General features: G+C 45.5%; 14 protein-coding genes, 16 tRNA genes and 3 rRNA genes. 31 read left to right on the top strand and 2 right to left on the bottom strand.

Annotated features, from left to right (window positions below; all coding sequences use genetic code 11):
• Positions 1-27 precede the first annotated feature (27 nt).
• Positions 28-390: a YgzB family protein gene (locus AC4E8A_RS05435; protein WP_490197279.1), complete on the bottom strand. Its 363-nt coding sequence runs from the start codon at positions 388-390 to the stop codon at positions 28-30.
• A gap of 154 nt (positions 391-544) precedes the next feature.
• On the opposite strand from AC4E8A_RS05435, the gene AC4E8A_RS05440 reads away from it, so the two are divergent.
• The 29 genes from AC4E8A_RS05440 (at position 545) to AC4E8A_RS05580 (ending at position 19394) form a co-directional block, all read left to right on the top strand.
• Positions 545-1420 carry a nucleotidyltransferase-like protein gene (locus AC4E8A_RS05440; protein WP_490197280.1) on the top strand — a complete coding sequence of 292 codons (876 nt, stop codon included), beginning with the start codon at positions 545-547 and terminating at the stop codon, positions 1418-1420.
• Positions 1421-1737: 317 nt separating this feature from the next.
• Positions 1738-3288, top strand: a 16S ribosomal RNA gene (locus tag AC4E8A_RS05445).
• A 408-nt stretch (positions 3289-3696) separates the two neighbouring features.
• Positions 3697-6632: ribosomal RNA gene (locus AC4E8A_RS05450) — 23S ribosomal RNA — on the top strand.
• A 190-nt stretch (positions 6633-6822) separates the two neighbouring features.
• A 5S ribosomal RNA gene (gene rrf / locus AC4E8A_RS05455) occupies positions 6823-6939 on the top strand.
• The 16S, 23S and 5S rRNA genes sit together here with 16 tRNA genes alongside, the layout of an rRNA operon.
• An 8-nt stretch (positions 6940-6947) precedes the next feature.
• Positions 6948-7022 (top strand) — tRNA-Asn (locus AC4E8A_RS05460).
• A gap of 6 nt (positions 7023-7028) precedes the next feature.
• A tRNA-Ser gene (locus AC4E8A_RS05465) sits at positions 7029-7120 on the top strand.
• A 10-nt stretch (positions 7121-7130) separates the two neighbouring features.
• Positions 7131-7205 (top strand) — tRNA-Glu (locus AC4E8A_RS05470).
• Positions 7206-7223: 18 nt separating this feature from the next.
• Positions 7224-7299: transfer RNA gene (locus AC4E8A_RS05475), tRNA-Val, on the top strand.
• A 22-nt stretch (positions 7300-7321) separates the two neighbouring features.
• A tRNA-Met gene (locus tag AC4E8A_RS05480) sits at positions 7322-7395 on the top strand.
• Positions 7396-7465: 70 nt separating this feature from the next.
• Positions 7466-7542: transfer RNA gene (locus AC4E8A_RS05485), tRNA-Asp, on the top strand.
• A gap of 158 nt (positions 7543-7700) precedes the next feature.
• A tRNA-Phe gene (locus tag AC4E8A_RS05490) sits at positions 7701-7776 on the top strand.
• Between the two features lie 12 nt (positions 7777-7788).
• Positions 7789-7864, top strand: a tRNA-Thr gene (locus AC4E8A_RS05495).
• A gap of 12 nt (positions 7865-7876) precedes the next feature.
• Positions 7877-7960, top strand: a tRNA-Tyr gene (locus AC4E8A_RS05500).
• 24 nt (positions 7961-7984) lie between these two features.
• Positions 7985-8058, top strand: a tRNA-Trp gene (locus AC4E8A_RS05505).
• 12 nt (positions 8059-8070) lie between these two features.
• A tRNA-His gene (locus AC4E8A_RS05510) sits at positions 8071-8146 on the top strand.
• 44 nt (positions 8147-8190) lie between these two features.
• A tRNA-Gln gene (locus AC4E8A_RS05515) sits at positions 8191-8265 on the top strand.
• A 4-nt stretch (positions 8266-8269) separates the two neighbouring features.
• A tRNA-Gly gene (locus tag AC4E8A_RS05520) sits at positions 8270-8344 on the top strand.
• A gap of 2 nt (positions 8345-8346) precedes the next feature.
• A tRNA-Cys gene (locus AC4E8A_RS05525) sits at positions 8347-8420 on the top strand.
• Positions 8421-8427: 7 nt separating this feature from the next.
• A tRNA-Leu gene (locus tag AC4E8A_RS05530) sits at positions 8428-8512 on the top strand.
• A 10-nt stretch (positions 8513-8522) separates the two neighbouring features.
• Positions 8523-8596: transfer RNA gene (locus AC4E8A_RS05535), tRNA-Gly, on the top strand.
• A gap of 356 nt (positions 8597-8952) precedes the next feature.
• On the top strand, positions 8953-9900 hold the full coding sequence (locus tag AC4E8A_RS05540; protein WP_490197281.1) for a carbohydrate ABC transporter permease: 948 nt from the start codon (positions 8953-8955) through the stop codon (positions 9898-9900).
• A complete protein-coding gene (locus AC4E8A_RS05545; RefSeq protein ID WP_490197282.1) occupies positions 9900-10727 on the top strand; it encodes a carbohydrate ABC transporter permease in 828 nt (275 codons plus the stop codon). The genes AC4E8A_RS05540 and AC4E8A_RS05545 overlap by 1 nt, the downstream gene beginning before the upstream one ends.
• Before the next feature lie 71 nt (positions 10728-10798).
• On the top strand, positions 10799-12082 hold the full coding sequence (locus AC4E8A_RS05550) for an ABC transporter substrate-binding protein (RefSeq protein ID WP_490197283.1): 1284 nt from the start codon (positions 10799-10801) through the stop codon (positions 12080-12082).
• A gap of 130 nt (positions 12083-12212) precedes the next feature.
• A complete protein-coding gene (locus AC4E8A_RS05555) occupies positions 12213-14024 on the top strand; it encodes a cache domain-containing sensor histidine kinase (RefSeq protein WP_490197284.1) in 1812 nt (603 codons plus the stop codon).
• A complete protein-coding gene (locus tag AC4E8A_RS05560) occupies positions 13999-15582 on the top strand; it encodes a response regulator transcription factor (protein ID WP_490197285.1) in 1584 nt (527 codons plus the stop codon). Before AC4E8A_RS05555 ends, AC4E8A_RS05560 begins: the two co-directional genes overlap by 26 nt.
• Positions 15583-15600: 18 nt before the next feature.
• Positions 15601-16335 carry a ThuA domain-containing protein gene (locus AC4E8A_RS05565; RefSeq protein ID WP_490197286.1) on the top strand — a complete coding sequence of 245 codons (735 nt, stop codon included), beginning with the start codon at positions 15601-15603 and terminating at the stop codon, positions 16333-16335.
• A complete protein-coding gene (locus AC4E8A_RS05570) occupies positions 16332-17360 on the top strand; it encodes a Gfo/Idh/MocA family protein (RefSeq protein WP_490197287.1) in 1029 nt (342 codons plus the stop codon). Before AC4E8A_RS05565 ends, AC4E8A_RS05570 begins: the two co-directional genes overlap by 4 nt.
• A 12-nt stretch (positions 17361-17372) precedes the next feature.
• Positions 17373-18413, top strand: coding sequence for a Gfo/Idh/MocA family protein (locus AC4E8A_RS05575; RefSeq protein ID WP_490197288.1), 1041 nt, complete (start codon positions 17373-17375; stop codon positions 18411-18413).
• A 12-nt stretch (positions 18414-18425) separates the two neighbouring features.
• Positions 18426-19394: a sugar phosphate isomerase/epimerase family protein gene (locus tag AC4E8A_RS05580; protein ID WP_490197289.1), complete on the top strand. Its 969-nt coding sequence runs from the start codon at positions 18426-18428 to the stop codon at positions 19392-19394.
• Between the two features lie 927 nt (positions 19395-20321).
• On the opposite strand, the gene AC4E8A_RS05585 is transcribed toward AC4E8A_RS05580, so the two are convergent.
• Positions 20322-20987, bottom strand: a complete 666-nt coding sequence (locus AC4E8A_RS05585) for a B3/B4 domain-containing protein (protein WP_490197290.1) — start codon at positions 20985-20987, stop codon at positions 20322-20324.
• A gap of 410 nt (positions 20988-21397) precedes the next feature.
• On the opposite strand from AC4E8A_RS05585, the gene queG reads away from it, so the two are divergent.
• A complete protein-coding gene (queG, locus tag AC4E8A_RS05590; RefSeq protein ID WP_490197291.1) occupies positions 21398-22534 on the top strand; it encodes a tRNA epoxyqueuosine(34) reductase QueG in 1137 nt (378 codons plus the stop codon).
• A gap of 351 nt (positions 22535-22885) precedes the next feature.
• Complete coding sequence (locus AC4E8A_RS05595; RefSeq protein ID WP_490198775.1) at positions 22886-24115, top strand: Bcr/CflA family efflux MFS transporter; 1230 nt, start codon at positions 22886-22888, stop codon at positions 24113-24115.
• Positions 24116-24125: the final 10 nt, after the last annotated feature.

Consider the following 24125-nt stretch of genomic DNA (forward strand, 5'->3'; position numbering starts at 1 on the left):
TGCCGGGCTGCCCGGCAATTCTTTTTTTTATTTAGAATGGGTTTCACCCTTCTTATTATAATCTTCGTTGAATTCTTTTCCTTCAAGTCCTTTGTCCAGTGTCAGCGGCTCGTTGCAATACATGCACATGTCAACACGGCCGAGGACCTTGGTCGGCTTTCCGCAATTCGGGCATACAACCTGGACCGCTTTTGTGGAGAGCATTCCGATCCAGAAATAAACCACAGTACTTCCGATGATGGCTAGCAATCCGAGGAGCATGAAGATTGTCATAACAATAGGGTGTTCTCTAAAGAATATCCCGCCATACATAATAATGAAGCCGATGAAAATTAGACTTAATGCAAATGTGCGGATTTTATTGATTTTACTGGAATATTTTTTGGCCATTATTGTCCCTCCTAAAAAAATACTATACCATATTTACTTGGGAATGAGTGTTTTAGATTTGATTTTGTCGAAATTTGACTACAATAGAGGGAGGAATTTTTTCTTTGTTGTCGAAATAGTATTCCAATGAAAGTAAGTAAGTGGAGGAATTGCAATGGAGGATATTTTACGACCCATATACCAGGAAAGAGCGAGCCAGCCGAATACTTTGGGAGTTCTGATGGTTGACCAGCGTCAAAAAGCAAGTCCGCTCACAGATACGTTTGATATTGTGTTACTGATCATAGTGAAGGAATCGGGAACTCCCGTTTTCATCAAGCACTATTCCTATGAACAGCAAAAAGCGGCCCTGCATATCGTAAGTGAAGATCAGTTAAAACAATGGATGCTGCTTGGTACAAACAGAAAGATCGTTGAATGGCTGTTTAATGGAAAGATCATTTTTGACAGAAATGAGTATATCAGCAATTTGAAAATGGAACTGAGGGACTTCCCGTTCTATGGAAGAAAGATTAAAATAGGGCTGGAATTCTCTAAACTGATCAGAAGGTATCTAGACGGAAAGGCATTCTTTGAAAACAAGCATTATCTGGACGCGTATAACCATGTAGTCCATTCCCTGCATCACCTTGCCAGGCTGGCGGTAATTGAAAATGGGTTCCATCCCGAGGTGACAGTATGGAATCAGGTGAAACAAATTGAGCCGGAGATTTTCAAACTCTACGAGGAATTGATCAACAGTGAAGAAAACCTGGAGAAGAGGCTTGAACTATTATTTCTGGCAAGTGAATTCCTTATCCATTCGAGACTGAAGACAGGTTCGGAGCACTTGATCAGTATAATGGTTGAAAAAGATCAATGGAGTTTTAATGAGCTTCAGGAACAGGAAGAAATCAAACCATATTCAGTGGATTTAAGTGTTCTTATAGAGTATCTGACTGAAAAAAGCGTATTGGAAACAGTCAATGTTGAAACCAAAGGGCAGGGGCTTTTCCATAGATATTACAGAGTTCCAAAAAAGTTATATTAAAATATTATAAATCTGTTGACTTCTGAATATATCCTTGTTATATTAATAAACGTCGCTGCTGAACGAAATGATATTTTTGGTTGGCAGCGACTGAGTTTCACAAATTAACACCTTGAAAAATCTCTTAAAAAACTTCAAAAAAGTTATTGACGAGATAACAATCAGGTGTTAAGATAATAAAGTCGCCAAAAACGAGCGACGCAAATTGAACCTTGAAAACTGAACAAAACAAGACAAAACGTCAATGTTAATCTAGTAAGAACTTGATTCTTACAAAGTTGCTAACACTTTAATTAGCAAATGAGCAAGTCAAACTTCTTTCGGAGAGTTTGATCCTGGCTCAGGACGAACGCTGGCGGCGTGCCTAATACATGCAAGTCGAGCGGACGGATGGGAGCTTGCTCCCTGAAGTCAGCGGCGGACGGGTGAGTAACACGTGGGTAACCTGCCTGTAAGACTGGGATAACTCCGGGAAACCGGGGCTAATACCGGATAGTTCCTTTCCTCACATGAGGAAGGGTGGAAAGGTGGCTTCGGCTACCACTTACAGATGGACCCGCGGCGCATTAGCTAGTTGGTGAGGTAACGGCTCACCAAGGCGACGATGCGTAGCCGACCTGAGAGGGTGATCGGCCACACTGGGACTGAGACACGGCCCAGACTCCTACGGGAGGCAGCAGTAGGGAATCTTCCGCAATGGACGAAAGTCTGACGGAGCAACGCCGCGTGAGTGATGAAGGTTTTCGGATCGTAAAGCTCTGTTGTTAGGGAAGAACAAGTGCCGTTCGAATAGGGCGGCACCTTGACGGTACCTAACCAGAAAGCCACGGCTAACTACGTGCCAGCAGCCGCGGTAATACGTAGGTGGCAAGCGTTGTCCGGAATTATTGGGCGTAAAGCGCGCGCAGGCGGTCTCTTAAGTCTGATGTGAAAGCCCACGGCTCAACCGTGGAGGGTCATTGGAAACTGGGGGACTTGAGTACAGAAGAGGAAAGTGGAATTCCACGTGTAGCGGTGAAATGCGTAGATATGTGGAGGAACACCAGTGGCGAAGGCGACTTTCTGGTCTGTAACTGACGCTGAGGCGCGAAAGCGTGGGGAGCAAACAGGATTAGATACCCTGGTAGTCCACGCCGTAAACGATGAGTGCTAAGTGTTAGAGGGTTTCCGCCCTTTAGTGCTGCAGCTAACGCATTAAGCACTCCGCCTGGGGAGTACGGTCGCAAGACTGAAACTCAAAGGAATTGACGGGGGCCCGCACAAGCGGTGGAGCATGTGGTTTAATTCGAAGCAACGCGAAGAACCTTACCAGGTCTTGACATCCTCTGACAACCCTAGAGATAGGGCGTTCCCCTTCGGGGGACAGAGTGACAGGTGGTGCATGGTTGTCGTCAGCTCGTGTCGTGAGATGTTGGGTTAAGTCCCGCAACGAGCGCAACCCTTGATCTTAGTTGCCAGCATTCAGTTGGGCACTCTAAGATGACTGCCGGTGACAAACCGGAGGAAGGTGGGGATGACGTCAAATCATCATGCCCCTTATGACCTGGGCTACACACGTGCTACAATGGACGGTACAAAGGGCAGCAAGACCGCGAGGTTTAGCAAATCCCATAAAACCGTTCTCAGTTCGGATTGCAGGCTGCAACTCGCCTGCATGAAGCTGGAATCGCTAGTAATCGCGGATCAGCATGCCGCGGTGAATACGTTCCCGGGCCTTGTACACACCGCCCGTCACACCACGAGAGTTTGTAACACCCGAAGTCGGTGAGGTAACCTTTTGGAGCCAGCCGCCTAAGGTGGGACAGATGATTGGGGTGAAGTCGTAACAAGGTAGCCGTATCGGAAGGTGCGGCTGGATCACCTCCTTTCTAAGGATATATGAGACGTGACGCGTTGATTTTGTTTTGTTCAGTTTTGATGGTTCAATCAGGTTTTTTCGCGCAGCGAAAATAACCCTCATTAACATCGCGCAGCGAAGCGGAGCTTTATGAGTTCCTTTCAATGCGATGACCATCAGGGCTTTTTGCGAAAGCAAAATAGCCAACCATAATTGTTCTTTGAAAACTAGATAAAGATAGTCATGAAGAAAGTCAAGAAAGAACCGAGAATTCGCCATTTTAGGATATCTCTTATGAGATATTGTTTTAAACTAAGGTGAAGGAGAAGCGAGGAGTGCAAGGCGCCCGTGTTTCTGAGCAGCGGAGTGTACCTTACCGTACATGAGCAGCGGAAGAAACGAAGGCAACGCCGCAATCCGAAGCTTATCGTTCGCCGATGGTTAAGTTAGAAAGGGCGCACGGTGGATGCCTTGGCACTAGGAGCCGATGAAGGACGGGACTAACACCGATATGCTTCGGGGAGCTGTAAGTAAGCTTTGATCCGGAGATTTCCGAATGGGGGAACCCGCTGCACGTAATGGTGCAGTATCCATACTTGAATACATAGAGTATGGAAGGCAGACCCGGGGAACTGAAACATCTAAGTACCCGGAGGAAGAGAAAGCAAACGCGATTCCCTGAGTAGCGGCGAGCGAAACGGGATTAGCCCAAACCAAGAGGCTTGCCTCTTGGGGTTGTAGGACACTCTATACGGAGTTACAAAGGAATGAAGTAGACGAAGAAGTCTGGAAAGGCTCGTCACAGAAGGTAACAACCCTGTAGTCGAAACTTCGTTCCCTCTTGAGTGGATCCTGAGTACGGCGGGACACGAGAAATCCCGTCGGAAGCTGGGAGGACCATCTCCCAAGGCTAAATACTCCCTAGTGACCGATAGTGAACCAGTACCGTGAGGGAAAGGTGAAAAGCACCCCGGAAGGGGAGTGAAATAGAACCTGAAACCGTGTGCCTACAAGTAGTCAGAGCCCGTTAACGGGTGATGGCGTGCCTTTTGTAGAATGAACCGGCGAGTTACGATCCCATGCAAGGTTAAGTCGGAAAGACGGAGCCGCAGCGAAAGCGAGTCTGAATAGGGCGAATGAGTATGTGGTCGTAGACCCGAAACCAGGTGATCTACCCATGTCCAGGGTGAAGTTCAGGTAACACTGAATGGAGGCCCGAACCCACGCACGTTGAAAAGTGCGGGGATGAGGTGTGGGTAGCGGAGAAATTCCAATCGAACTTGGAGATAGCTGGTTCTCTCCGAAATAGCTTTAGGGCTAGCCTCATGTAGTAAGAGTCTTGGAGGTAGAGCACTGTTTGGACTAGGGGCCCTCATCGGGTTACCGAATTCAGACAAACTCCGAATGCCAAAGACTTATCCATGGGAGTCAGACTGCGAGTGATAAGATCCGTAGTCGAAAGGGAAACAGCCCAGACCACCAGCTAAGGTCCCAAAGTATACGTTAAGTGGAAAAGGATGTGGAGTTGCTTAGACAACCAGGATGTTGGCTTAGAAGCAGCCACCATTTAAAGAGTGCGTAATAGCTCACTGGTCGAGTGACTCTGCGCCGAAAATGTACCGGGGCTAAACGTATCACCGAAGCTGTGGATTGACACCATTTGGTGTCAGTGGTAGGAGAGCGTTCTAAGGGCTGAGAAGCTGGACCGTAAGGACTGGTGGAGCGCTTAGAAGTGAGAATGCCGGTATGAGTAGCGAAAGACAGGTGAGAATCCTGTCCACCGAATGCCTAAGGTTTCCTGAGGAAGGCTCGTCCGCTCAGGGTTAGTCGGGACCTAAGCCGAGGCCGAAAGGCGTAGGCGATGGATAACAGGTTGATATTCCTGTACCACCTCTTTTCCGTTTGAGTGATGGGGGGACGCAGGAGGATAGGGTAAGCGCGCTGTTGGATATGCGCGTCTAAGCAGTTAGGCTGGTGATGAGGCAAATCCCGTCACCATAAAGGCTGAGCTGTGACAGCGAGGGAAATATAGTACCGAAGTTCCTGATTCCACACTGCCAAGAAAAGCCTCTAGCGAGGAAAAAGGTGCCCGTACCGCAAACCGACACAGGTAGGCGAGGAGAGAATCCTAAGGTGAGCGAGAGAACTCTCGTTAAGGAACTCGGCAAAATGACCCCGTAACTTCGGGAGAAGGGGTGCTCTGGTAGGGTGCAAGCCCGAGAGAGCCGCAGTGAATAGGCCCAGGCGACTGTTTAGCAAAAACACAGGTCTCTGCGAAGCCGTAAGGCGAAGTATAGGGGCTGACGCCTGCCCGGTGCTGGAAGGTTAAGGGGAGTGCTTAGCGCAAGCGAAGGTGCGAACCGAAGCCCCAGTAAACGGCGGCCGTAACTATAACGGTCCTAAGGTAGCGAAATTCCTTGTCGGGTAAGTTCCGACCCGCACGAAAGGCGCAACGATCTGGGCACTGTCTCAACGAGAGACTCGGTGAAATTATAGTACCTGTGAAGATGCAGGTTACCCGCGACAGGACGGAAAGACCCCGTGGAGCTTTACTGTAGCCTGATATTGAATTTTGGCACAGCTTGTACAGGATAGGTAGGAGCCTTGGAAACCGGAGCGCCAGCTTCGGTGGAGGCGCTGGTGGGATACTACCCTGGCTGTGTTGAACTTCTAACCCGCGCCCCTGATCGGGGTGGGAGACAGTGTCAGGTGGGCAGTTTGACTGGGGCGGTCGCCTCCTAAAGAGTAACGGAGGCGCCCAAAGGTTCCCTCAGAATGGTTGGAAATCATTCGCAGAGTGTAAAGGCACAAGGGAGCTTGACTGCGAGACCTACAAGTCGAGCAGGGACGAAAGTCGGGCTTAGTGATCCGGTGGTTCCGCATGGAAGGGCCATCGCTCAACGGATAAAAGCTACCCCGGGGATAACAGGCTTATCTCCCCCAAGAGTCCACATCGACGGGGAGGTTTGGCACCTCGATGTCGGCTCATCGCATCCTGGGGCTGTAGTCGGTCCCAAGGGTTGGGCTGTTCGCCCATTAAAGCGGTACGCGAGCTGGGTTCAGAACGTCGTGAGACAGTTCGGTCCCTATCCGTCGTGGGCGCAGGAAATTTGAGAGGAGCTGTCCTTAGTACGAGAGGACCGGGATGGACGCACCGCTGGTGTACCAGTTGTCTTGCCAAAGGCATCGCTGGGTAGCTATGTGCGGAAGGGATAAGTGCTGAAAGCATCTAAGCATGAAGCCCCCCTCGAGATGAGATTTCCCATCACTTTATGTGAGTAAGATCCCTGAAAGATGATCAGGTAGATAGGTCTGAGGTGGAAGCGTGGCGACACGTGCAGCTGACAGATACTAATCGATCGAGGACTTAACCACGTTAAAAAGCGCAGGCGGCTTTTAATAGCCGCCGGAGCTGGATTGCAAAATAGCGAAATTCGGAATCCTTTCTGATTCTTCATGACCTTTATCTAGTTTTGAGTGAATAATTTTAAAAGATTTTTTAAAAAAAGACTTGAAAAAATTATATAACTCGATATAATAGAACTTGTCCTTAAAAAAGACATTGTCTGGTGACAAAGGCGAAGAGGTCACACCCGTTCCCATGCCGAACACGGAAGTTAAGCTCTTCAGCGCCGATGGTAGTTGGGGGATTTCCCCCTGTGAGAGTAGGACGTCGCCAGGCTGAATTATTCCGCAGTAGCTCAGTGGTAGAGCTATCGGCTGTTAACCGATCGGTCGCAGGTTCGAGTCCTGCCTGCGGAGCCAAAAAATGGAGAGCTGTCCGAGTGGCCGAAGGAGCACGATTGGAAATCGTGTAGGCGGGTAACCCTGTCTCAAGGGTTCAAATCCCTTGCTCTCCGCCATTATACATACGGCCCGTTGGTCAAGCGGTTAAGACACCGCCCTTTCACGGCGGTAACACGGGTTCGAATCCCGTACGGGTCACCAACTCACAAAACAAAATATGGAGGATTAGCTCAGCTGGGAGAGCATCTGCCTTACAAGCAGAGGGTCGGCGGTTCGATCCCGTCATCCTCCACCATTCAATCATTATTATAAATCGTCGCGGGGTGGAGCAGTTCGGTAGCTCGTCGGGCTCATAACCCGAAGGTCGCAGGTTCAAATCCTGCCCCCGCAATACCATTCTTGACAAATAGGTTTGCTCCTTATGTTAAGGATAGATATTTTGCCTAACGGCAAAAATCTTTGGTCCGGTAGTTCAGTTGGTTAGAATGCCTGCCTGTCACGCAGGAGGTCGCGGGTTCGAGTCCCGTCCGGACCGCCATTTTTAAAAAGATCTTAGTCCAAACTAAGAGGGGTTCGATAAACGAAAAGGTCAAGGAAGTGACTGAGCGAATACCGGAGCGCACTGGAGGTGCGTGAGGATATGAGCGATGGAACTGACGAAGAGATTTAAAGTTTAGCGGAAGCCGAAACTATTACGGCTCAGTAGCTCAGTTGGTAGAGCAATGGACTGAAAATCCATGTGTCGGCGGTTCGATTCCGTCCTGAGCCACCATTTTCTAAAAATGCCGGTGTAGCTCAACTGGTAGAGCAACTGACTTGTAATCAGTAGGTTGGGGGTTCAAGTCCTCTTGCCGGCACCATCGGGAATATATGGAGGGGTAGCGAAGTGGCTAAACGCGGCGGACTGTAAATCCGCTCCTTCGGGTTCGGCAGTTCGAATCTGCCCCCCTCCACCACTTTTATAAAGTAAATAATTTCATAGGGGTATAGTTTAAAGGTAGAACAGAGGTCTCCAAAACCTCCAGTGTGGGTTCGATTCCTACTACCCCTGCCAATTTAGCTTATGGCGATTGTGGCGAAGTGGTTAACGCATCGGATTGTGGTTCCGACATTCGTGGGTTCGATTCCCATCAGTCGCCCCATAAGTTTTCACTAATTTGTTCTTAATTGCATATAATTATATCAGTGGGCTATAGCCAAGCGGTAAGGCATCGCACTTTGACTGCGACATGCGTTGGTTCGAATCCAGCTAGCCCAGCCAATAAGCGGAAGTAGTTCAGTGGTAGAACACCACCTTGCCAAGGTGGGGGTCGCGGGTTCGAATCCCGTCTTCCGCTCCAATGGCGGCATAGCCAAGTGGTAAGGCAGAGGTCTGCAAAACCTCTATCACCGGTTCAAATCCGGTTGCCGCCTCCAAACACTTGCCGGTGTGGCGGAATTGGCAGACGCGCACGACTCAAAATCGTGTTCCTTCTGGAGTGCCGGTTCGACCCCGGCCACCGGTACCATATGTATATTGCGGGTGTAGTTTAGTGGTAAAACCTCAGCCTTCCAAGCTGATGATGAGGGTTCGATTCCCTTCACCCGCTCCATACATACAAACTCAAACCTTTCTCATTGTGAGAAAGGTTTTTTTGCTGTTCCTTTTGATATAGACCATAAATTTAAATGGAATTACACTATCATACCAAGTTCTCTGTGAATAGCTTCCTGCAGCAATTATCCAGCCAACTCCCTCTGATCTGCCCCTGTCTTTTATGGAAGGAATCCGTTCAACCGATCCCTTGTTTTCGACAAAAACCAACATGATTCGGGGAGTGACTGTCACCAATTTAAGAGACCAACTCCCAACTAATCACAATAGTGCTCCTTCCTTGTCAATATTGTATACCCTTACTAGAAAGCGCTTCCATTATACTTTAGGAAAGAAATTCATTTAAAGGCGGTGATGCTAGTGAAGACAAAGATCGAAACAGAACCTGTGAGCCCAAAGAGGCAGCTTAACAGAGCAGCGAAGAAAAAGGTAAAGTACAAGAGCATTCTTATCTATGCAGCGTTTGTAGGGCCTGCTCTGCTTTTTTTTCTGGTGATTCAGATCATTCCATTCTTAATGGGGCTTTATTATTCGTTTACATCATGGAATGGAGTCAGTTCTGCTGTTCAATGGGTAGGGTTTGAAAACTACACAAAGATTTTCACAAATGACACAGCTTTCTATGAATCATTCAAATTTACAACTAAGTTTATGCTGGCAGCTGTTGTGATCAGTAACCTGATCGGGTTCAGCTTTGCCCTTCTTCTGACTGCAGCATTGAAAACAAGAAATATATTAAGGACAGTATTTTTCATCCCGAATGTGATCGGAGGGCTGCTGCTCGGTTTTATCTGGCAGTTCATCTTCGTCAAAGGGTTCGCCTCGGTAGGAAATATGACAGGTCTCGGATTCTTCAAGATGCCATGGCTTGGGGATGAGACGACAGCGTTTTGGGGGATTGTCATTGTCTTCGCCTGGCAGATCAGCGGTTATATGATGGTAATTTATGTAGCAGCACTTCAAGGAGTGGATACATCCTTATTGGAGGCAGCGAAAATAGACGGGGCTTCAAGCTGGGCTGTACTGACAAAAATTATTATCCCGTTGATTCTGCCTGCATTTACAATATGTTTCTTCCTGACAATTTCTATGGCATTCAAGATTTTTGACTTGAATATCTCCCTGACTGGAGGTGGGCCATTCAATTCCACTCAATCAGTTGCCATTAACATTTATCAGGAGGCATTCCAAAATAACCGTTATGGCTTGGGTACAGCGAAATCCATCCTGTTCTTTGTGGTAGTAGCTGTCTTTACGACTGCTCAAGTGATGCTGACGAAGAAGAAGGAGGTTGAGGCGTAATGGGCAGCCGCTATACGAAAAGGACATTTGTTCTGGAAATCATTGGAGTTACAATCGGGCTCATCTTTCTTATCCCTTTTTACTTTGTACTGGTCAATTCTGTTAAGCCTTTTGCTGCAATATTGATAGATGCTGCTGCATGGCCGGAAGAGTTCCTTTTCTCCAATTATATAAAGGTATGGGAAGTCATCAATTTTCCCAAAGCCTTCTGGAACTCACTGATCATAACGTTATTCAGCAATATAGGTTTGGTCATTATCAGCTCCATGGCCGCGTGGAAAATGGTAAGGACGCCAGGCAAGTTCAGCAAGCTTTTATTTATCCTGTTTGTCTCCGCGATGGTGATCCCCTTCCAGACAGTGATGATTCCGCTCATGAAGCTGGGAGGCGCTCTACTTCTGACCAACAGCCTTCATGGCCTTATCATCATGTATTTCGGCTTTGGCGTTCCACTATCATTGTTCCTTTACCACGGGTTTGTAAAAACAGTTCCGGTGGAAATCGAGGAATCTGCGATGATTGATGGCTGCAGCCCATTCGGGGTATTTTGGCGGATCGTTTTTCCGCTCCTAAAACCGATTACCGTTACGGTCATCATCCTGAACACACTGTGGATCTGGAATGACTATCTGCTGCCTCTGTTGGTATTGCAAGATGCTGAATTGAGGACGATTCCTTTGGCAGCAAGCTCATTCTTTGCCCAATATACAAAACAATGGGATATGGGACTTGCGGCACTGGTACTGGGTATTACGCCAATCATCATCTTCTTCCTATTTCTACAAAAACATATTATTAAGGGAATTGCGGCAGGATCCATTAAGTAGATATAAAGGTCCTGGTAAACTCCGGGAATTTATATAAAATAATACTAAGTACCAGGGAGGTCAAACCATTTATGAAACGTTTTCTGCTTTTATGTATGTCTTTCGCATTTGTATTCGGTATTGCTGCCGGATGCTCTTCTTCTGAAAACAGTTCAGGTAATTCAGATGGGGATACCACTTCAGGAGATGATGTCGTTACCCTGAATTTCTTTCAGTTCAAAGTGGAAATTGCCGATCAGCTTGCTGAAATGATCAAAGAATTTGAAGCTGAGCATCCAGACATCAAAGTTAAACTTGAAACTGTCGGGGGCGGTGCTGATTACGGTGCAGCGCTGAAGGCAAAGTTTGCTTCTGGTGAAGAGCCGGATATCTTCAATAACGGCGGATTTAAAGAGTTGGAACTGTGGAAAGAAAAATTGGCAGATCTATCAGGAGAGCCTTGGGTTGATCACGTTCTTCCTATAGGTAAAGTTCCTATGACTGATGAAGACGGCAAGCTTTATGGAATGCCTGTAAATCTCGAAGGATATGGATTTGTCTACAATAAAGATTTATTTGAGAAAGCAGGTGTTTCAGAACCGCCTGCAACAATCGATGAATTGAAAGCCGCTTCTGAAAAATTAAAAACAGCCGGTATCACTCCATTCTCTGCGGGTTACGGTGAGTGGTGGGTAATCGGACAGCATTTGCTGAACATTCCATTTGCCCAGCAGGAGGACCCTGTAGCATTCATTGAGGGTCTTTATGATGGATCTGAAAAAATCACCGGCAATGAGAAATTCAAGGAATTTAAAGAGGTCCTTGATACGGAGTTGAAGTATGCAAACGATAATCCATTGACTACAGACTACAATACACAAGTGACACTTTTTGCATCCGGGGAGACCGCTATGCTTCAGCAGGGGAATTGGACTGAAAATATGATTACTGAGATTAATCCTGACATCAACATGGGCTTCCTTCCTATCCCCATCAGCAATGATGAAAGCAATGCAGACCGACTGCCTGTAGGGGTGCCGAATAACTGGGTATTGAATAAGAATTCCGAACACCTTGAAGAAGCGAAAACATTCTTGGAATGGATGGTTACTTCTGAAACAGGTAAAGGCTATATCACAGAAGAGTTTGCGTTCATTCCGGCGTTTGACAATATTGAGCCTGCCGGTTTGGGTGATCTGGGGCAATCCATTCTTGAATATTCTAAAGAAGAAAACACCATCCCTTGGACTTGGTTCAGATGGCCGGATGGTGCCAACAAAGAATTCGCTGCGGCTATCCAGGAATATGCTGCAGGAAAAATCGATTATGATACATTGCTTGAGCGTTTCCAGACGACTTGGGACAACTTGAAGTGAAAAAATAGAGAGCATGTCTTTCACAGGCATGCTTTCTGTTTATATCTTGAAGCAGTTCCTGAAAAAGCGCTTTCAATACTGCCGTGATACACTCTATACTAGTATATATGAGTATTGGGGGATCACTTTTATGTTAAAGAATAGTATCCGGAACAAGTTGATTATCCTGTTAATGGTCACCACGATTATTCCTTTTGGCAGTTCCATCATCATTACATACCTATATACGAAGAATTCAATCGAGGAAGAGGTCATCCAGGAAAGCAGCAACCTGCTCTATCAAGGAAAAATCAATCTGGAAAACTATATTAACGAGTTAAACAGTTTGACACTTTCACTCTATAATAATCCTGATTTCATCAATTATTTGAAATCGCCGGGGAATGAGAGTAATTACCTTACCACTGGAATGGTCAAAAATGTTGTGCAAACAATTCTTTATACGGAAGATACAATTAATAAAGTCAGCATATCCTTCGCGAAGGATGAACGTGTCATCACCGCTACCAAGCATACGACAGTTGTTTTTACTACCAGGAATGAAGAGGCAATGCATGATGTTTTTATGAAGGCCAAGCGGAATCCATATAACATGTATATTGAACCTTCTTATCCACAGCAGGAAGAAGGGGGGAAGCAATCAAGGAATATTATCACCATTCATAGAGCTTTTACGAATGTGCCTAATGATGAAGTTCTGTCATATATCTCAATGGAAATTGTTCCCGACAAGATCCTGGATCTGAGCAGGAATTTGTACAACACCGAAACGGAAGAATTTTATCTCCTGACTTCTGAAGGTGAGATGATCTATAGTTCCAGCAGGGATATGGCCCGTAAACAGAATAGCCAGGCATGGATATCCAAGATTGCTGATGCGGAAGAAGGATCAGGTACACTTGAATGGAAAGAGGATTCCTTTAATGGAGTGATGATGTATGATCGTTTATCTCCGTCTGCCGGCGGCTGGATCTTGGTAAAAAGGGTCTCCTATGCGAACCTTTACGAGAGTGCGTTTAGTGTAGCCAAAATCAACATCCTGTTTGGTATTATAGGCCTTTCGCTTGTCATCCTGTCGATACTGTTCGTATCCTTTAAGATCACTTCTCCAATCCGTGTCCTTCTTCATAATATCCAGCAGGTTGAAAAAGGGGATATGAAGATTGAATCACAATCTTTCGGCACAGATGAAATAGGGCTTCTTGGTTCGCGGTTTCAACAGATGATCGGGAGAATCAATCAATTGATTAACAGGGAATACAAATTAGAATTGGAGAATAAGACCAATCAGCTGAAGGTCCTGCAATCGCAAATCAATCCGCACTTTTTATATAATGCCCTGCAATCAATCGGCACGGTTGCTTTAAAAAATAAGGTGCCTCAGATTTACACCTTGATCACCCACCTTTCCAAAATCATGAGATATGGAATGGATATGGAAGAAGACATCGTTCCGCTCAGTAAGGAAATCAGTTATACCCGAGCCTACCTTCTTTTACAAAAAGAACGATTTGGCGCTCACCTTGAATATTCAATAGTTGTTGAAGAAGAAATAAAGGAAGCACAAATACCCAAGATGCTTCTGCAGCCGATTATAGAAAATTATTTCAAGCATGGTTTTGATAGTAGGGAAGGCATTGGACAAATCACTTTAACATGTCTGATGAAGGAGGAGGACCTAATCGTCATGATTGAAGATAATGGGGCAGGGGTGACAAAGGAAAAGCTTGAAGAGATTCACGATCACTTTAAAACAGACGTAAAGAATCACTCAGGTCCGAATACTAGCATTGGGTTGAAGAACGTTTATATGAGGCTGATGCTTTACTACAATCAACAGGCAAGCCTTGATTTTATGAACATAGAAGGCGGTGGGTTCAGAGTCACCATGAGGCTGCCCGTGAGGATGGATGGTGATGATCATGAAGGCCATCATCATTGATGATGAAAGGCATGTCAGGGATGGGCTGAAGTTGCTGGGTGAATGGGAACAGCATGGAATTGATACGATTTTAGAAGCAGAAGATGGAGAGGAAGCTGTTGAACTGATTAAGAAGCATCGTCCGGCCATCATCTTTACTGATATGAGGATGCCGCGCCGGGATGGCATAAGTCTGCTGAAGTGGCTGCATTCATGCGGGCTCCGCAGTAAAACGATTGTTGTGAGCGGCCATGATGATTATGAATATATGAGGAACGCTCTTTACTATAAGAGCTTTGATTACATCCTTAAACCGATTGAACCGGAAATATTGAACGAAGCTTTGGGGAAAGCCGTGAACGAGTGGAAGGAACAGGCCCGTTCAAGAAAAAATCAAGTAGAAGAAAGCCAGGTTCTAAATGAAGCCAAACCCCTTTATTGGGATCGACTGTTCTCCAGGCTTTGCCTTACGGGAGATCTTTCAGCTGCCGCAGAGAACAGGATCAATACTGAATTTGGCCTATCATTAGGGGATATGGAAAAAAGGATTGCCTTGATGCCTATCAAACCGTTGGCAATGAAGGCCTTTCAAGGCGAAGAAGAACTGGCTGTTTTCACCTTGAGCAACATTGCTAATGAATGGCTGAGAAAAAATAATGAAGGTGTCTGTTTCAGAAATATCCATAATGGAGAGGAACTGGTGATTTTAATATGGAATGAGCAGAATGCTCCGCTTCTTCTTCGTGATATTTGTACAGCCATCTATCATTGCAGCAAGGTACGGCCCTTAGCCGCTCTTGGCTCAAATTCACACAGCGTGAAAGAAGCCTATTCCTCTTCACATATCATTTTGAGGAAGCATGATCTTCTATCCTTAAAAAGAGTAGTCACAGATCAGGAGATTTCAAACAGGACTCTGTTTCATCTCCTTGATCATTCTAATGAACTGAAATGGGCGATTCAATCCGGGAGCTTTGAACAAGTCAATTCACAAGTCAGCTCACTGTTCCATTTAGTCCAAGAAAAGTTCACATACTCACTTGAACAAATCGACAGCTGGGATACCCAATTCAAGCTGTTAAAAAATAATTGGATAAAAGAATACGAGATAAACAGAGAAATTCCAATGATTGTAAGACAGGATTACTGGAAAGAAGACGGTTCTTTCTCTCTTGAAAAATTCAAGAAAGAAAAAACTGAAGATTTCAGGGAGTTGGTCAATCTTCTGTCCCGCGCGAAATATCAGAAAGAGAAAAACAGTATACAGAGGATTGAAGAATATCTGCAAAGCCATTATCAGGAAGATATCACCCTTCAGCAAATTGCAGACAGGTTCTATCTCAGCAGGGAGTATATCTCAAGAAAATTCAAACAGAATTATGATTCAACATTAACGGATTATCTTACAGCTATCCGAATGGAAAAAGCCATGAAGCTGCTCGAAAATTCCTTTCTGAAAATTTATGAAATTGCTTATTGTGTAGGGTATCAGAATGAAAAATACTTTAGCAAAGTATTTAAAAAACATGTAGGCATAACACCTAATGATTACCGGCAGTCCATTTCATCCAAATCCTGACTTTCGGAGGTTTTTACCATGTTGAACGTAATAGTATGGAACGAAAATCGTCATGAACAAAAGAATAAAAAAGTCCGCGATATCTATCCTGAAGGCATCCATGGCGCTATTGCTTCATTCTTGGGAGAGGAATCTTTCAATGTGAAGCCTGCCACGCTTGATGAGGAGCAGCACGGTCTGACACAAGAGGTGCTCACACAAACAGATGTCCTTTTATGGTGGGGACATATCGCTCATGAGGAAGTATCAGATGATGTAGTAGAGAGGGTCAAACAGCGCGTACTTGAGGGAATGGGGCTGATTGTTCTGCATTCAGGCCACTTTTCCAAGATTTTTAAAACGTTGATGGGGACTTCCTGTGACCTTAAATGGAGAGAAGCAGATGAGAAAGAGAGAATCTGGATTGTGGATCCAGGCCATCCAATCACAAATGGACTTGGGGAGTACATCGAGCTTGAAAGAGAGGAAATGTATGGTGAACATTTCGATATCCCTGCCCCTGACGAGCTAGTGATGGTAAGTTGGTTTGAAGGCGGGGAGGTATTCAGGAGCGGCTGTACGTATAAGCGCGGAAATGGAAAAGTATTTTACTTCCGACCAGGGCATGAAACGTATCCAACCTACTATAACACGGATGTGCAAAAAGTGATTACGAATGCTGTCAAGTGGGCATCACCTGTCCAGTGTGAAAGACCTGTTTATGGAAATGCCAAGCCGCTTGAAACAATAAAGGAATCGGAGGAAAAGTTATGAAAAAATTAAAAATTGGCGTGATCGGGTGCGGAAGCATTGCGCGGCACCGCCATCTTCCTGAATATGCAGCTAACGAGTACGTGGAAATTGCAGCTGTCTGCGACATTATTGAAAACCGCGCTGATGAGCTGGCTGACCTGTATAGTGCAAGAGTCTATACAAAGTATCAAGACCTGCTGGCAGATGCTGAGGTTGATGCGGTAAGTGTCTGTACTCCTAATTATCTCCACGCTCCTATTTCTGTATCGGCATTAAAAGCAGGGAAACATGTATTATGTGAAAAGCCGATGGCGACATCTGCAGAAGAAGCACTGGAAATGATCCAAGCTGCAGAAACCAGCGGAAAGAAATTAATGATTGCCCACAATCAACGTTTTGTTCCTTCACATCAGAAAGCCAAAAAATTGATTGATGGCGGAGAAATCGGAAAGATATACAGCTTCCGATCTGCATTTGGACACAGTGGGCCGGAAGGTTGGAGTGCAGATGGCAAGGAGAGCTGGTTCTTCAAGAAGAGTGAAGCCTTCATCGGGGCAATGGGTGACCTTGGTGTCCATAAAACAGATTTACTGCGGTTCATCCTGGGAGAAGAATTCACCGAAGTCGGCGCCTTCATAGAGACCACTGCCAAAAAGAATGCTGATGTAGATGACACAGCTGTTTGTGTTTTAAAAACAGAAAGCGGCATAATAGGAACTCTTGCTGCGAGTTGGTCATATGCATCGAAGGAAGATAATTCAACAATCATTTACGGTGAAAAGGCCATTCTGCGCTTGGAAGATGATCCACTTCATTCCCTGATAGTTCAATATACAACAGGAGAAGTAGCAAAATACGAGCTTGGCGGTATCCAAACCAATGAGGACGGCGGTCAAGTGACTTCGCATATCATCGATCAGTTTATCAGTGCAATTATTGAGGATGGAGAACCGGCTGTCACAGGTCTTGAAGGGCTGAGGTCTCTGCAGGTTGTATTGGCTGCACTTGAATCAAATGAAACGAAACGGATCATTAAAATAGTGTGAGGTGTTTGCAGCATGTTCAAACTCCGTATGGGGATGATTGGTGTTGGCGGAATAGCCCAATCCAGGCACATTCCTGCTTATAAGAAATTAGCAAATATCGTGACTATTGAAGCAGTCAGTGACGTCGATTCCGAGAGAGCAGAAGATGTGGCTGCCACTTTTGAAATTCCAAAAGTATTCCTTGATTACCATGATATGTTTGCCCATGTAGACGCCGTGACGATTTGCACCCCCAACAAATTTCATGCCGAAATCTCTATTGCCGCGTTAAAAGCAGGGGTCCATGTTTTTTGTGAAAAACCGATGGCAATGACACCTGAAGAATGCCGGGACATGATCGACGCCTCAGAAGAATCAGGGAAAATTTTAAGCATTGCCTATCATTACCGTTTCATGAAAGAAACCCGGGCGGCAAAAAAACTGATTGACCAGAATGAAATAGGAGAACCGATCGTTGCCAGAGCAAGAGCAGTCCGCAGACGAAAAGTCCCTGGCTGGGGAGTGTTCACCAATAAAGAACTGCAAGGCGGGGGCAGCCTGATTGATTATGGATGCCACTTCCTTGATTTATCTCTATGGCTGCTGGGCGATCCGAATCCAGTCGAAGTAACAGGCACAACTTATAATAAACTCAGTAAAATGGCAGATGAAGTCAATATGTGGGGGAACTTTGACCGTGATACATTTGAAGTGGACGATCATGTAACAGCTTATATCAAATTTGATAATGGGGCATCCATGCTGTTTGAAACATCATGGAGTGCGAATATAAAGCATGATGAAGAAGTTATGAGCATTTCCGGCCTTACAGGAGGTCTTGATTTGTTCCCGCTTCACCTTAATCAAAGGAAGCACGGAATGCTGCTGAGCAGTAATGTCGATTGGGCGGCAGGGGAAGATGATCCCGGTCTGCCTCAAGCGGAGAATTTCATCAAAAGCTGCTTAGGGATTGAAAAGCCTGTTGTAAAAGCCAAAGAGGCTATGAAAGTATCACAGATCATTGCTGCCATTTATCAGAGTAGTGAAAAGGGGCATAGCATCAAGCTGCTATAGGAGGAAGCGAATATGAAATTAGGTGTATTTACCGTTCTATTTTCTCAAAAAAATCTTGAAGAGATGCTGGATTATGTAAATGAATCGGGGCTTAACGCCGTTGAAATCGGAACAGGGGGGTATCCCGGAAACGCGCACTGCGACCTGGATGCCCTGCTGGAAAGTGAACAAATACGGAAAGAGTATTTAGAGAAGATCACATCAAGAGGGCTGGTCATCAGTGCCTTCAGCTGCCATGGCAACCCGATTTCCCCTGATAAAACCGTTGCGGAAGAATCTCACTTTGCTTTAGAAAAAACAATAAAACTAGCCGGCAAGATGAATGTTCCAGTCGTTAACTGTTTCTCCGGAACTGCTGGTGACCATGAAGGGGCAAAATATCCAAACTGGCCGGTATCCCCTTGGCCAAATGAATATGGAGACATAGTAAAATGGCAATGGGAAGAGAAACTCATACCTTACTGGAGAGAGATAGGCAGGCTTGCCCAGGAGAATAACGTAAAAATCGGATTGGAACTGCATGGCGGATTTCTTGTCCACACCCCTTATACAATGTTGAAGCTGCGGGAACAAACCTGTGAGGCCATTGGAGCAAACCTTGATCCAAGCCATTTGTGGTGGCAGGGAATCGACCCGGTTGCAGCCATTAAAATCCTTGGCAAAGCAGGTGCCATCCATCATTTTCACGCCAAGGATACCTATATCGATCAGGATAATGTCAACATGTACGGCCTGACAGATATGCAGCCATATGGAAACGTTCAAACGAGAGCTTGGTCTTTCCGCTCGGTCGGGTGCGGGCATAGTATGCAGGAGTGGTCTGATATGATGAGTGCGCTGCGGACTTTCGGTTATGACTACGTTGTCAGCATTGAACATGAAGATCCTATCATGTCCATTGAAGAAGGATTCTCCCGGGCAGTGAAAAACCTGAAATCCATATTGATTGAAGAACAGCCCGCGGATATGTGGTGGGTATAAGTTCTACCTTTTTTCCCGGAGAGGCTGGGACAAAACCTATAAAAAAGCTCTTTTCGCAAGGCTCTTTTCGTAAACTTTGTTGCTAGTTGATAATAATTTCGAAAGATAGAGGAGTAATGAACCGGAAAAATCACTGTTTAGCAAGAAAGAAAAGAGCTTCTCTCTTCGTTCAGAGCGAAAAACTTAGTATACAGGGGAAAAATCAGGCTTTTGGGATTTTTCCGAAAGCAACAATATATACGAAAACAGCCTTTCGCAAAGAATGTGGCAGAGTAAAAAGGATGGATTTCCGCTCCAGGTGCACGACCCCGAGGGGCTGGGCGCTACAGCTAGATTGCGGGGTCTCACCTGTCCCGCTAGCCCCGCAGGAGGCCGCACACCTTCCGCTCCAATCCGCCTACGTTCAGAAAGAAGCGGTAAATAACCTTAAAAGCAACACCTTTAAATACGGAGTCTAATAACATGAATAAACCGCATGAAGTCAAGTATATAACCTTGATCTCATACGGTTTTATTTTCGATTATTTCTACTTAAATCAATTAGTTTTCAACTTATGTCCCAGCCTCTTATTACTGCTTTTTTAATGTTGACTGGACGTCCCGGCTGGCTTGCTATAAAAATATATCCCTAGTACTGCGGGACCATTTGGCCGGTTTTTATTGAAGGGTGTTTTCGCATTCCTTGCTTCGGAAAAATCCCAAGAGCCCGCTTTTTCCCCTGTATTCCAGAGATTTCCCCTCGAAAAAGGGAGAGTAGCTCTTTTCGTTCCTGCTTACAAGGGGGGATCCGGTGAATCATCAAAATAGTATTTGACATTCATATTGAATAGCAACAAAGTTTACGAAGAGAGCATTATTGAAAGGCCGCCAATGGTGTTTGTCGGGTGTTACTTCCCTGGTTTTAAAGTGCATGTACTGGACTTGGCTCTAAAGAACTGAGAAACGGGCTGTCCCGCCATGAATCGAAACAAACATATCCATAAGCGATTTCGTCAATTTTTCACTTTCCTCTAAAGAAAGGGACGGTTTCAGGTAAATAATCTGAACCGCATTTTTAGTTCCTTCTGTCACGGGGGCTCTTGAAGAATCGACAAACGGGCTGCCGAATGGACCTGCTTCATCGCAAGCAATGATCAGGTTTTTCAGTGAGTTTTCCCTGCCGTTCAAACCGATGTATGTTTCACCGTCTGTGCCAATTCTAAGTTCGATGATGGACCCTTGTAACTTATCAAGGTCATAGATGCCGATCGGCACTTCATATTGAAGTGAAAAAAAATTGTTCAGGTCGATGGCCGAATTGATTGTCTGCAGATAATTCTGCTTTTTGATCCTTCTATATAAAGCTTCTGCTGAATGGCGGTAGCGGTTCGGGTCTGTTCCGGCCGCTTTGAATATTTTCCTCCATTGGGCAACCCCGTCGATTTCCGTCACAAGCTTTTCCTGCAAATCAAAGAAAATCGATTCCTGAAACAGCTGCAGTCTCCCCTTCAGCATTTGAGGGGACGTGTCTACTTCGATATTATGATAGTGAATAAAGCCGGTCTTAAAGCCGTTCACTTTGGCTGCAATTACAGGGCTGATCGTAATTTCCACTAATTTTCCCTCCACATTTAGTTTAAAATAGTTTATCATAATACACGGCTATATTTCATTTAAGCGAATTTAATGTTTTAAACTAAAATAATTTCCTATCTTATTCTTAAAAATAGTAGTTTCTGGAATTTTAATAGTTGCTTGGAGCGGAAGAGGTGGTATCTCCTGCAGAGTTAGCTGGCAATCCAGTTCCGGCAGCCAGCGAAGCGGATTTTTGGTCTCTCTCCTTGCGATAAATCATCATCGAAGAACCGCTATGACTCTTCGTGATAGCTTAATCTCATGCGAGAGCCTGCCAATTTGTATGGTGCTGAAAGGACGTTTCCGCTTTTTAGCTTACCGCCCGCCCTGCGGAGTCACGCACCAGGAGAGGTGATCTTCATGAAGATATTCGAAAGGAGGAGAGAGCGATGGATTTGGATAAGCTGAAGCAGGATATCATCGAATACAGCAAAGAAATTGGGATTGATAAAATCGGATTCACTACAGCCGATACTTTTTCTGAAATGAAGAACAGGCTGCTGAGACAGGAACTGCTTGGATATCAGTCAGGTTTTGAAGAAAAGGATATCGAGAAGCGTGTGGACCCCTCCTTGATCTTTGAAGGTCCGAAATCAATCATAGCGATTGCTCTCGCTTATCCTTCCAGAATGAAAAATGCCCCACAAAGCAAAAAAGGCGAACGGCGCGGGATTTTCTGCAGAGCCTCATGGGGCACTGATTACCATGATGTTCTAAGAGACCGGTTGGCAAAATTGGAAGATTATATTAAATCCATGGTGCCCCAAGCTCAGTTTAAATCAATGGTTGATACAGGAGAGCTTGCGGATAGGGCGGTTGCCGAGCGGGCAGGGATTGGCTGGAGCGGCAAAAACTGTGCAATCATTACACCGGAATTCGGTTCCTATGTATATTTGGGTGAAATGATTACCAATCTGCCTTTTGCACCTGATGAACCTATGGAAGATCAGTGTGGAACATGCAACAAGTGTGTAGATGTCTGCCCGACGGGAGCGATCGTGGAAGGAGGACAGCTCAATGCACAGCGCTGCATTGCTTTCCTGACCCAAACCAAAGGATTCCTGCCTGATGAATTCAGGACGAAGCTGGGAAACAGGTTGTATGGCTGTGATACTTGTCAAACAGTTTGTCCTGAGAACAAAGGCAAGGATTTTCATAATCACTGGGAAATGGAACCAGACCCTGAGATTGCCAAGCCGCTGTTGAAACCGCTGCTGACGATCAGCAACAGAGAATTCAAAGAGAAATATGGTCATGTGTCAGGATCATGGAGAGGCAAGAAGCCGATTCAGAGAAATGCCATCATTGCATTGGCCCACTACAAAGATGAAACGGCGATTCCTGACTTGATTTTTGTGATGAATAACGATGTAAGGCCGGTTATCAGGGGAACTGCTGCTTGGGCCCTGGGCAAAATCGGCGGCAGTGAAGCAGGCAATGCGCTTCAAATGTTTCTTGAAAAAGAAAAAGACGAAGAAGTCATTTCTGAAATCCATAAAGGGCTGGATTTGTTATCAGCAGAATAAAACAGGTGGAGTTTTGAAACTTCGGCTGTTTTTATTTGGCTGTTTTCGTAAACTTTGTTGCTTTTTGATAATAATTCCGAAAGATAGTGGAGTAATGATTCGGAAAAACCCCTGTTTAGCAAGAGAGAAAAGAGCTTCTCTCTTCGTTCAGAGCGAAAAACGTAGTATGCAGGGGGGGAAATCCGGCTTCTGGAATTTTTCCGGAAGCAACAATATATGCGAAAACAGCCTTTTATTTTTACAGAGGGTGTCCGAGTCTTTTCTTTTGAAAGAGGGCTGGAATTTTTGCTAGAATCAATTGATTAATTGGAAAAAGCTGAAAAGGCTTGAGGAAGGAAGTTGTTTGAAAAAATGATTAAACAGCCGACAGGGAAGGAACGGATCGGACTGGCGTTTCTCCTTGGAATGCTTGGTGTACTCGGTCCCCTGAACATAGATATGTATTTACCGAGTTTTCCAGGAATCGCTTCAGACTTAGGCGCAAGTGCCTCACAGGTTCAGCTTAGTTTGACAAGCTGCCTGATCGGACTGGCAGCCGGCCAAATGGTGGTGGGGCCGATCAGCGATGCGAAAGGGAGAAGAAGCCCTTTGCTGCTGTTCATTTTTCTATTCGCCTTATCATCGATCCTTTGTGCTGTTGCTCCGAATATTTCGGTTCTAATAGCAGCCCGTTTTCTTCAGGGATTCACTGCATCTGCAGGAGTTGTTTTATCAAGGGCGGTGGTAAGGGATGTTTTCAGCGGCCGCGAACTGACTAAATTTTTTGCCCTCTTGATGGTCATCAATGCGACTGCACCAATGATTGCGCCGATTACAGGGGGAGCTATTTTGCTGCTTCCGTTCTCCACATGGAATACGATTTTCTATTTCCTTGGCTTTCTCGGGGTTCTCATTGTTTTGGTCATAGCTTTTAAGCTGAAAGAAACGCTCCCGCCCGAAAGCAGGCTCCCCAGTTCTGTAGGCAGTTCTTTACGGACGATGGGCAGCTTGATGAAAGACCGTTCATTTATCGGATATGCTTTGACTGTCGGATTGATTCACGGCGGGAGCTTCGCATATGTTGCGGGTACGCCTTTTGTTTATCAAGGAATTTATGGTGTTTCCCCCCAGGTTTTCAGTTTATTGTTTGGGATAAACGGATTGGCCATCATCACCGGAAGCTTTATCATTGGCCGCTTGGGAGGAATTGTTACAGAGCGCAGGCTGCTTAAGACAGCTGCCATTATAGCGGTAACTGCTACTGCATTCCTTCTTGTGATGACCATCATAGAAGGTCCTCTGGCAGCCGTGGTTATTCCGATATTCATCTACATGACCACAATGGGAATGGTCCTGACAAGCTCTTTTACTTTGGCCATGGAACATCAAGGCCATCGTGCCGGAAGTGCCAGTGCTGTGTTGGGAATGCTTCCGCTGGTCATTGGATCAGCCGTTTCACCCCTTGTAGGGATAGATGAGACAACTGCTGTGCCAATGGGAGCCATATTATTCATCACAGCTCTCCTTGGGGCTGTCGCTTTTTTCAGCTTGACGGGAGAAAAACAGAACGCCGCGCTGAATTATAGTGCCAAACGATTGTAAATATAAAGCA

The sequence above is a fragment of the Bacillus sp. SRL337 genome, from assembly GCF_984799155.1.

Excerpts from the sequence above, each read along its gene's own strand:
- AC4E8A_RS05435 (WP_490197279.1), bottom strand. The coding sequence starts at position 390 with ATGGCCAAAAAATATTCCAGTAAAATCAATAAAATCCGCACATTTGCA.
- AC4E8A_RS05440 (WP_490197280.1), top strand. The coding sequence starts at position 545 with ATGGAGGATATTTTACGACCCATATACCAGGAAAGAGCGAGCCAGCCG.
- AC4E8A_RS05540 (WP_490197281.1), top strand. The coding sequence starts at position 8,953 with ATGCTAGTGAAGACAAAGATCGAAACAGAACCTGTGAGCCCAAAGAGG.
- AC4E8A_RS05545 (WP_490197282.1), top strand. The coding sequence starts at position 9,900 with ATGGGCAGCCGCTATACGAAAAGGACATTTGTTCTGGAAATCATTGGA.
- AC4E8A_RS05550 (WP_490197283.1), top strand. The coding sequence starts at position 10,799 with ATGAAACGTTTTCTGCTTTTATGTATGTCTTTCGCATTTGTATTCGGT.
- AC4E8A_RS05555 (WP_490197284.1), top strand. The coding sequence starts at position 12,213 with ATGTTAAAGAATAGTATCCGGAACAAGTTGATTATCCTGTTAATGGTC.
- AC4E8A_RS05560 (WP_490197285.1), top strand. The coding sequence starts at position 13,999 with ATGATCATGAAGGCCATCATCATTGATGATGAAAGGCATGTCAGGGAT.
- AC4E8A_RS05565 (WP_490197286.1), top strand. The coding sequence starts at position 15,601 with ATGTTGAACGTAATAGTATGGAACGAAAATCGTCATGAACAAAAGAAT.
- AC4E8A_RS05570 (WP_490197287.1), top strand. The coding sequence starts at position 16,332 with ATGAAAAAATTAAAAATTGGCGTGATCGGGTGCGGAAGCATTGCGCGG.
- AC4E8A_RS05575 (WP_490197288.1), top strand. The coding sequence starts at position 17,373 with ATGTTCAAACTCCGTATGGGGATGATTGGTGTTGGCGGAATAGCCCAA.
- AC4E8A_RS05580 (WP_490197289.1), top strand. The coding sequence starts at position 18,426 with ATGAAATTAGGTGTATTTACCGTTCTATTTTCTCAAAAAAATCTTGAA.
- queG (WP_490197291.1), top strand. The coding sequence starts at position 21,398 with ATGGATTTGGATAAGCTGAAGCAGGATATCATCGAATACAGCAAAGAA.
- AC4E8A_RS05595 (WP_490198775.1), top strand. The coding sequence starts at position 22,886 with ATGATTAAACAGCCGACAGGGAAGGAACGGATCGGACTGGCGTTTCTC.